The 10,389-nt window shown below is 47.2% G+C and carries 5 protein-coding genes; all 5 read right to left on the bottom strand.

All coding sequences use genetic code 11. The annotated features are described in order from the left end of the window. Positions 1–11 precede the first annotated feature (11 nt). Positions 12–902: a transglutaminase family protein gene (locus NL930_RS08645; protein ID WP_254376391.1), complete on the bottom strand. Its 891-nt coding sequence runs from the start codon at positions 900–902 to the stop codon at positions 12–14. 3 nt (positions 903–905) lie between these two features. Beyond that, positions 906–3,386, bottom strand: coding sequence for a circularly permuted type 2 ATP-grasp protein (locus tag NL930_RS08650; RefSeq protein ID WP_254376392.1), 2,481 nt, complete (start codon positions 3,384–3,386; stop codon positions 906–908). Further along, positions 3,386–6,748 carry a DUF2126 domain-containing protein gene (locus tag NL930_RS08655; RefSeq protein ID WP_254376393.1) on the bottom strand — a complete coding sequence of 1,121 codons (3,363 nt, stop codon included), beginning with the start codon at positions 6,746–6,748 and terminating at the stop codon, positions 3,386–3,388. Before NL930_RS08655 ends, NL930_RS08650 begins: the two co-directional genes overlap by 1 nt. Positions 6,749–7,022: 274 nt before the next feature. Then, positions 7,023–8,291 (bottom strand): HlyD family type I secretion periplasmic adaptor subunit, encoded by a 1,269-nt coding sequence (locus NL930_RS08660; RefSeq protein WP_060826269.1) that lies wholly within the window; start codon positions 8,289–8,291, stop codon positions 7,023–7,025. Then, positions 8,285–10,375, bottom strand: a complete 2,091-nt coding sequence (locus tag NL930_RS08665; RefSeq protein ID WP_254376394.1) for an ATP-binding cassette domain-containing protein — start codon at positions 10,373–10,375, stop codon at positions 8,285–8,287. Before NL930_RS08665 ends, NL930_RS08660 begins: the two co-directional genes overlap by 7 nt. Between the last annotated feature and the right edge of the window lie 14 nt (positions 10,376–10,389).

Below are 10,389 nucleotides of genomic sequence, written 5' to 3' on the forward strand. Positions count from 1 at the left end.
AAAAAGGAGTTTTAAACGTTTCGTCGTACGTCCACTTCGATGGAAAGTTTGCTTTGCCCGCTACTGAGCACCACGCCTCGAAGCGGTGCGACGTCGTCGTAGTCTCTGCCGCTTCCCAAGACGATGTGTTGCGTGCTTGCGAGAAGATTGTTCGTCGGATCGAATGCCGCCCAACCGTATTGCGGGATGTAGACGCCGACCCATGCATGCGACGCGTCGCTTCCGAAGAGTTTTTCGCCTCCAAGCGGAGGCACGGTTTCGATATAACCGCTGACGTAGCGAGCGCTCAATCCCAACGAACGAAGTGCCGCAATCGCGAATTGAGCAAAGTCTTGGCACACGCCTTTTTTGGCTTCGAAAATCTCTTCGATCGGCGTCGTAATATCGCTAAAACCGGCGACAAAATCAAAATCGTCGTAGATACGCCCCATAAACTCTTTGATCGCTTCGGCGATAGGACGATGCGGCTCGAACGAGCGTCGCGCATAAGCGCGAATAGCGTCCGAAGCCTTGGGAATACGTTTGGAGTCGAATAAAAAAAGCTTTGCCTCAATCGCATCGGGATCAAAACGCGTTAATGCACTTGCGACCTCTTCACATGTCAGCGTTAACGCCTCAAAACGCTCGACGCGCCTTAAGACCTCTTGTTCGTCTATGCTGACATGGGAACGACCGACGACGCTCAAAGATCGATGCGCCTCGCGAATCAACAAATGCGACGTTGCGTTCCCGAACATATCGGTAAAATCGCTGGTTTCGTACGCCAAAGGCGTCACTTCCATCTGAAAATCCACGACATGTTGCGTGACACTCTCTTTGGGACGCAACCGTGCAATATTGTGACTAAACGTCACAAGCCCTTGATAATGAAACGCTGTTTGATGGTAAATTTCGTACGTCATAGGCTACTCGTCATAATGGGAAAAATAGGTTTTGGAAAGCTCCACCGAACAGAGCGAAAAATGTTCCGAAAGCTGTGCCAAAAGCCGATCGAGAGCCTTGTAAAAGCTTTCATTCTCGTCTAAGAGCATCAACGACGCAAGGTTGCTGAGCGTGAGAGTGCTGTACGCCTGAAAGATCGGCTCCTCGTACGCGCTCAAATACGTCTTGCGTTTGGGCAGAGCCTTTAAGTCTTCCAACAAAGCTTGCGTCACGTAAGCGACGGATTTGGGAAAATGCGGATTTAAGATCAAAAATTCCACTACGTTTTCAAGTTGCAAGGAACTTTTGTACTGCGTACGGTACGCGTTAAAGCTTTCGCTTGAACTCAAAAACGCCTCTAAAATATCGTAGGTCACGGCTTTATCGTATTTAAAACAAAGCAATGAACGTGCTTTAGAAAGCGTTAAAAGCGCACTTTCGAGTTTAAATCCGATGTCGTAGACGATCAAACCTTGCTCTTTGTACATACTCTCTTCCACCAGCTCTTTGTATGCCACAAGGTACAACAACACTTTATCGAGTTCGCTTAACATACTGCGAACGGGCGTATTGGGTTTTTTCGTAAATTGCTTCCACTCTTTTTGCATCTGTTCGAACAGTTTCCACGCCTCGATCGCCAACAGGCTTTTAACGCAAAGATTCGCGTTGCCCAGTCGCTCCAACGTAAACGCAAGAGAGCCTTGTTTGTGGGCGTCTTTCATCAACGAGGCGATTTCCAGTAAGGGATTTTGCGCCGTCTCTTCGTCTAAAAATCCCGGATACGTCATCGTCACATGGGTTAACGCTTTTTGTAAGGTGCGTTTGGACTCTTGCGAAACGCTTCCCTCGTAGTGGTGAAAATCGGTCATCTTTTTGACCGTATAGCGCATCAGTCGCAACGTATGAATCGCGCGCGAAAGATAGCGTCCGAGCCAAAAGAGGTTTTCGGCTTTGAGCGTGGGCAAGGTGTTGAGTGAAGCGTCGATAAAAGGCAAAGCCGCGTAATTCGGAAGATTTTCGTTTTTTTTATCCTCTCCCAAAATCCACAAATCTTTGCTCGTTCCTCCCTTTTGCGACGAAACGAGCAATGCGTCTTTGGAAGCGGAAACGCGCACCAATCCGCCGTTCATCACGGTGTAATTTTCATTCTTTTTCAAGGCATAAGCGCGTATGACCGCATTGCGCGGTTCGATTTTGCCGTTACCGTAAAAAGGCGTCGTCGAAAAGTCGATTGCCTCTTGTGCGACGTACTGATGCGGATTGTCCAAAACGCTTTTTTGCAGTTTCTCTTTCATCGCTTCGGAAAGGTTTTTAACCAAATAGGTCTGAATCGATTCGGTTTTGTCGATTTTTTTAATAATGAAATTCTCAAAATTCTTCATCACGAACGTTAACTCTTTTTCTTGCCCGCACCACCACGTCGCGATTTGCGGCAAAATCAGCTCTTCGTTCAGAAAAAAACGGCAAATGCGCTCCATAAAAGGATTCAGTCCGATATTTTCCACAATCGCACTGCCGATGGGATTGATCATCGCAAGATTGCCTTGGCGTACGCAATCCACCAAACCCGCAACGCCGAGCTTTGAATCTTCCAAAAGCTCCAGCGGATCGCAAAAGCGATCGTCCAGACGTTTGACCAAGGTTTGAATCGGTTTGAGCCCGCTTAGACTTTTCAGCCACACGCTACCGTTTTTACACAACAGATCATCGCCTTGGACGAGGTTGATTTCTAAAAACGAACTCAGATACGCATGCTCAAAATAGGTCTCGTTGTGCGGTCCGGGCGTTAAAAGCGCGGCTTTGGAAGTGTCGCCTTTGGTGAGTTTTTTGAGCAGTTTTTTATACTCTTCGATAAAAGGGAAGAGCTTTTTGACTTCATGGTCCTCGTAAAAATCTTTCGCCGCGATATTCATCGTCAAACGGTTTTCGATGGCATACCCCAAACCCGAAGGTGCTTGCGTGCGATCGTTAATGACCCACATCTTTCCGTCCGGCCCTCTAGCTAGGTCTAATGCGTAAAAATAAAGCTGAAAATCTTCGCGTAAACCCATACCGTCTGCGGCACTCAAAAAGCCTTTATGCGTAAAAATAACTTCGGCGGGAATGATGTTTTCTTTTAAGAGCAACCGTTCGCCGTAGAGGTCTTTTAAAATAAAATTGAGCAGTTTAGCACGTTGTTTGATTCCTTGTTTGACACTTTTCCACTCTTCTTTTGTGATTATAAAAGGAATCGGATCTAAACTCCACGGACGGTTACCTTCACCCTCCGGATCGTTATAAACGTTGTACGTGACGCCGTTATCTTCCAGATGCCATGCGATCTCGGCTTGTTTACTCTCCAACTCCTCAACGCTCAAACGCTCCAAATGTGCCGCTAAGTTCTTCCAATGCGCCCGTACGTTACGGTCTTTATCGACCATTTCGTCGCAAAAAGAGGCAGAAGCGTAAGTATCGAAAAACTGCATTAGGCTTTCATTCCTTTTCGTCTTAGATCGAGCGTATGCGGGTATTCAAGGCTCGGCGGTAAGGTCTCGACCCACAAAGTCTTTGTAGGATCGCCCTTCAACGCAACCACGATCGCATGCGTGTTTACATGTGAGGTTGAAGTCTGAATCACCGAAGGCGTAAGATAGCGTAGCTCGCCTTGAGAATGGTTAAAATCCCAAAAACGGTTGATACGTCTGGACTGGGCTTCGTAACTGTTGATCGGGAAAGTGTCGTAACTGCGTCCGCCCGGATGAGCGACGAAATAACGCATACCGCCGATGGAGCGTCGGTTCCAACGATCAACCACGTCAAACGTTAAAGGCGTATCCACACCGATGGTGGGATGCAAAGCCGACCACGGTTGCCACGCTTTGTACTTCACGCCCGCAACAAATTCTCCCTCCACTCCTGTGGGCGAAAGCGGAACGACGACGCCGTTACATGTAAGGGTATAGCGTTCGGGAATAAAATCTTTAATTTTGACTTGTACGCGCTCCAACGAAGAATCCACATAGCGAGACGTTCCTTGTGAACTGCTCTCTTCGCCAAGCACATGCCAAGGCTCGATGGCGGCACGAAGTTCCAGATGCATCTTCTCAATCGTCGTCATTCCGTAAAGCGGGAAGCGAAACTCGAAAAACGGATCGAACCAATCCAGCGCAAGAGGATAGCCCTCGGCATTGAGAAACTTGACGATGTCGCGCATATCTTCTTTGACGTAATGCTCCAATAAAAACTTATCGTGCAATTGCGTCCCCCAACGCACCAGTGGATGCGTATAGGGGTTTTTCCAAAAGACGGCGACCAAGGTGCGTACCAAAAGCATCTGTAAAAGCGCCATCTGTGCGTGTGGTGGCATATCAAACGCACGTAGTTCCAAGATGCCAAGCCTGCCACTACTGGAATCGGGCGAATAGAGCTTGTCGATGCAAAATTCGCTTCGGTGCGTGTTGCCCGTGATGTCGGTGAGCATATGGCGAAAAAGCCTATCGGTCAGCCAAAACGGCACACTCTCACCCTCGGGAACTTGCGCAAACGCGATCTCTAACTCGTAGAGGTTTTCCGCCCTGCCCTCGTCCACGCGAGGGGCTTGCGAAGTCGGACCGACAAACGCGCCGGAGAAAAGGTACGAAAGCCCTGGGTGGTGTTGCCAAAACGTGATGAGACTGCGAAGCAAATCGGGACGGCGTAACAGCGGACTGTCTTCGGGTTTGAGCGCACCGATCGTGACGTGATTGCCCCCGCCCGTGCCCGTGTGCTTACCGTCGATCATAAATTTTTCCGTTCCCAAACGCGACGCATGGGCATCTTCGTACAGTAGCATCACGTTATCGCTGAGTGCTTTCCATGAGGTTGCGGGGTGAATGTTCACTTCGATGACACCCGGGTCTGGCGTGACTTTGATGCGCTCTAGCCTTAGATCATGCGAAGGTTCATACCCTTCCAAAAATACCTTTACATGTAAAGATTCTGCCACCGCTTCGATGCATGCGACCAAGTCTAAAAGGGCTTCTGTGTGGTTGAGGGGTGGAAGAAAGATAAAGAGTTTCCCCTCGCGCACTTCCGCACAAAGTGCCGTGCGTACAAAGGTCTGGGTTTGGCTGTTGGAAAGGGTTGCATCGGTTTTTTTGCAACGCTCCTGTGCTAAGACGCTGTACTCTCCCAAAGCGGGATAGTATGCAAACAGATCGGGTTCAAAAGGAAGTGCCAACTCAGAGTGTGGCTTTTCGACCAAAGAGCCAAGTGGGAGCCTGAGCCCAAGGGGTGAATTGCCCGCACTGAGGTACAAATAGCCACGCCTTAACACCCACGAAGAGGTGATCCATCGTGTCGTTCCAAAATTCAACGGTAAGACATACCCCACAGGATTATTAAGCCCACCAGAGAGCACTTTGGCGATCGTTTGCCGCTCCAAAGAGTCGGAGAGGTCGGCTTTCATAGGATCGACGTCGATGGGCAGTTCGGACTCTTTGATGATGTAATACAACGGGTCTTCGTACGCTTCAATGATGTTTTGATCGCTCACACCAAGGGTGAGTGCCAGTTTGGCTAAAAAGCGTTTGGCATCGTCGTTGGTGTAGTTATAGGTTTCATTCATAGAGGCAAATAGTTCAGGATTGTTCCAGATGGGTTTGCCGTCTTTGCGCCAAATAATGGAGGTTTGCCACCTTGGAAGCGGCTCACCCGGGTACCATTTTCCTTGGGCGTAATGAAGCATGCCACCCTTGGTAAATGAGCTTAAGAGTTTGCGTGAGAGCGTATCCGCCAAAGCGCGTTTGTGCGCACCATCGGCTTTGGTATTCCACTCATCGCCTTCCATATCATCAATCGAAACAAAGGTCGGCTCACCGCCCATGGAAAGCCTTACATCGCCCTCTTCCAAAGCTTTGTCGACTTCAAAACCTAAGTTATAAATAGCATCCCACTGGTCATCACGGTACGGTTTGGTCACACGCGGCGATTCAAAAATGCGTTTGACCGTGTTGTCATAAATGAATTCTGTTTCGCATTTATCGCTCATACCCTCTATTGCATAGGCACTTTCATACGAAGGCGTACACGCAAGCGGTATATGCCCCTCACCCGCAAAAAGCCCACTGGTCGCATCAAGCCCTATCCAGCCAGCTCCTGGGATGTAGACTTCCGTCCACGCATGCAGATCGGTAAAGTCCGCTTCGGGACCACTTGGTCCATCGAGCGAGGCGACATCGGCTTTGAGTTGCACGAGGTAGCCTGAGACAAACCGCGCCGCAAGCCCTAGATGGCGAAGCACTTGCACAAACAGCCACGCAAAGTCACGACAACTTCCCAGTTTTTTCTCCAATGTCACTTCGCAGGTTTGCACTCCAGGCTCCAACCTGATCGTGTAGGAGAGATGGCGATTGATCTCACTGTTCAGATAGACCAAAAAATCAATAATAGAGCGTTTTTTACAATCCAAAGAGCGCACAAAAGTCCTTAAAAGCTCACCATCTTCGCTCTCTTCAAGGTAGGGAAGCAACTCTTTTTGAAGCTCTTTTTTGTAGACAAACGGAAACTCTTTGGCGTATTCATCGACGAAAAAATCAAATGGATTGATCGTGATGAGATCAGCGATGATCTCCACATCGATACAGAGCTCTTTCGTTTTTTCAGGAAAAACGATGCGGGCTAAGTAGTTGCCAAAAGGGTCTTGTTGCCAGTTGATAAAATGGTTTTCAGGTTTGATTTTGAGCGAATAGCCCTCAATCGGGGTGCGACTGTGAGGAGCTGGGCGCAAACGGATGATATGCGGGGACAGAGAAACGTAACGATCGTAACGGTACTCGGTTTTATGCGACAAAACGACTTTAAGCGACATGGCGACCCCTTTGGTGAGAAAATCGATGTCATTATAACATCAAGTGCTTTTTTCGTGCGTGCGCTTTTGCTTAAGATATCATCAGAAGCGTTCTTAAAAAATGCTTAGAACGCTTGACATGTAAACAATAGAGTTCTTGCAGAACGCTTGACACGTCTTTAAAGCAAAGCTCTAAAGACTACGTTAACACTGCGTTTTCTTCGGCGCAAAGCCCACCTTCTTGCAAAATGAGTTTTGCAAGATGTCTAATGAATGTTACAAAAAGTCTGGTGATTTAGGGTTCCATAAGCGCATTTTTTCCCATACGTTTTAAGGGAAGCAAAATATACTCTAAAACGGTTCGTTTTCCCGTGATAATGTTAATACTCGCCTCCATACCGGGCATGATCGGCAAATTTGCTCCGAAACGATCTTTGTCGGCTTTGATTTTCACGGCATAAAAAATATCGCCTTTTTGTGTCGTAAAGCTATCGGGACTAATCGATATAAGTTCTCCCTCGATCATACCGTATTTGGCATAATCGTACGCCGTAATCTCGATATTGGCTTTTTGACCGACCCATATACGCCCGCGATCGGCGGCTTTGATGTTGGCTTCGATCGTCAAACCCTCTTCCAAGGGCGTAATTTCCGCAACTTTATCGCCCGGTTTAATCGTACCGCCGATCGTATGAAAGTACAAAATATTCACAATACCGTTCACCGGAGAGGTAATGAGCAAACGGTTCGTTCGATCGATACTGGCTTCGCTTTGTTGGGAAAGTTGCGTCAATTTTAAGCGTACTTCTTGAAGATCGTTGAGTTGCTTGGATAAAATATCGGAGCGAACGGAGCCTAACTCATGCACCGCTTCTTTGTATTTACCTTGCGTAATCGGTATTTGATTGGTCACTTCGTCGATTTGCGTAATCAAATTTTGTTTTTTACTCAGTTCAAACAAATACTCTTTACGCGATCCCGCACCCGATTTCATTAACTGTTCGGTGATCGAAACGTTCTCTTTTGCCATATTGAGTTCAAGTGAGAGATTTTTTTCCTTGATTTCAAGCTCTTTAAGCTCGTATTGGCGTTGTTCGACTTTTTGCTGAACGCCGCTTAAACGTTCCGTATTGTTCGTCTTTTCGCTTTTAAAAATCTGCATTTCGTTTTGAACGATCTCGGGGTAACCTTCGCTCATGTACGCCTCAAAAACCAAAGGTTTATCGTCAATTAAACTCATTAAACGTTGTTCTTTTGCAAGGAGCGAAATTCTATCCAAATCTTTGCTTTTCAGATCGGCGGTAAAAAAGGCCTGATTGAGCTGGTAAATCGGCTGATTGACTTTGACCGTATCGCCTTCTTTGACTAAAATCTCCGAAACGATACCGCCTTCTAAGTGTTGAAGCACCTTGGTTTGCCCCGAAGGTACGGCTTTTCCGCTTCCTCTGACGACTTCATCGATATGGCTAAATGCCGACCATAGAAAGAAAACGACGAAAAAAAGCCCGATGGGAACGACCGTGACGTAATAGCTCCATCGCTTTTCGATCATCATATCTAACATACGGGTTTTCCTTGCAACTGTTTTAAAATCTCTTCTTTAGGGCCGTCCGCTACGATACGCCCGTTGTTGACGACCATCACGCGATCGACCAAATCCAAAGCGGCGAAACGATGCGTAATGACGATCAGCGTTTTATCGCGTAAAAGCGGCTTAAGGTGATCGACCATCTCTTTTTCAAGCCCGACGTCCATGCCGGTCGTCGGCTCGTCCAACACGACGATCGAGGGATCGTTAATCAACGCACGCGCAAGACCGACCAAATGACGTTGTCCCACCGAGAGGCGACTGCCGTTTTCGCCGACTTGAAAATTTTCTCCCTCGCCCGAACGTTTGACAAGTTCGTCTAAACCCGTCATCGCCAAAAGCTTAATCAAACGCTCTTTACCGATACGTATGCCCAGTTCGATATTGTCTTTAAGCGTTCCGGCAAATAAAAACGGCTCTTGCGGCATAATGCCGATATGTGCGCGAAGCTCCACCGGATGAAGGGTATGAATTTCGTGTCCGTCGATATGAATCGTACCGCTTTGTGCGGAATCGATGCCGGAGAGTAGCCTCAAAATCGTGCTTTTACCCGCACCCGTGCGCCCGATGATACCGATTTTTTCGCCTTGCTTGATTTTAAAAGTGGCTTGAAGCAAAGAGGGATTTTTAGAACCCTCGTACGTGTACGTGACATGGTTAAATTCGATATTTCCCTCTAAATTTCGTACGCCGAATTCAACGGATTTTTGCGTCTCTAAGGGTAAATGCCAAAAGCGATTCAGCGAATCGAGGGCTTCTTTAAACTCTTTGTATTTCACTAAAATCGTCGAAATATTCACAATCGGAACCATCGCGCGTCCGACCAAAATACTCAATGCCACCAAAGCACCTAACGTTAGGTTCTTTTCTTGAATCTCGTAAACGCCCGCTACCAAAGCGAACATCGTCGCAAACTGCATCACGACCGCGGAGAGGCTCATCGCCAAATTGGTGTGCATTTGAATTTTGAGATTGACGAAATTGTAAAAATGGATCAATTTACGCCATTTAAACAAACGCGTCGTTACCGCATTGGTCAATTTGAGCGTTTCAATACCCTTAATCGTCTCAAATAAAAAATTGTGTTTCATCTGTCCGTCGTGGAAGAGTTTTTGACTCCAGCGAAACAAAGGAATTTGAAATCCAAGGTTGATCGCAACAACGACGATACCGCACAAAAGCGTAATCGCGGCAATAATCGGAGAAATAATGTAAATAATCAACAAGGTCAGCGCGATAAAAGGCAAATCCAACGCCAAAGAGATACTTTTGGACATAAAAAAGTCGCGTACTTGCGCGGCTTCCCTGAAAAGGTTGGCTTTAGAGCCGGCTAAAAGACGATCGTGGCTGCTTTGCAAAAGCATCAAACGCTCTAAAATCTCTTCTTCCAAAATACTTCCGATGCGCTTGCCCATCGTTTCCAAGATATAAACGCGCGCCATTTTAAATAAAGCGTCGAACATGTAGATCAATGCTACGCCGATCGTTAAAACGGCCAAGGTTTCCGTTGCGAAATTCGGGATGACGCGGTTATAAACGTTCATCGTATACATCGGAATTAAGATGACGAACAAATTGATAAAAACCGTCAAAATGCCGACGCGAACGATCTCCTCTTTGGAGCGTATCAGATGGTTCCAAAACCACGCTTTACCGTGATCTTCTTGTTCAAGTATGCCGCTATGATCTTCAGGCTTGTAAAAAACCAAGAGCATCGAAAAGCGCTTTTGAAGCGTTGGCATATCGATCACTTCTTCAATGCCGTAGCGAAGATCGAACACGGTCACGGAACCGTTTTCGAAGGCTTTGACGATTGCGATTAAGCCCTCTTGCGAACATGCGATGCAAGGCACCAAATGCGCCTCGACCATATCGCGTTCAAGGCTGAGGGCTTCACATGTCAGTCCAAAATCCTTTGCACTTCGAACGATCGCTTCATTATGGATAGGCTCATGCCCCAAAACCGTATCGATCGTCTCGTACGAAACGTTCCCGTAATAAAAATCAAGAATATACTTGTACGCTTGCACTAAATAATCGTTTTTTTCCGCTAATTCCATACCGACGTTTACCG

The organism is Sulfurospirillum sp. hDNRA2 (genome assembly GCF_024206095.2).
Classification (GTDB): domain Bacteria; phylum Campylobacterota; class Campylobacteria; order Campylobacterales; family Sulfurospirillaceae; genus Sulfurospirillum.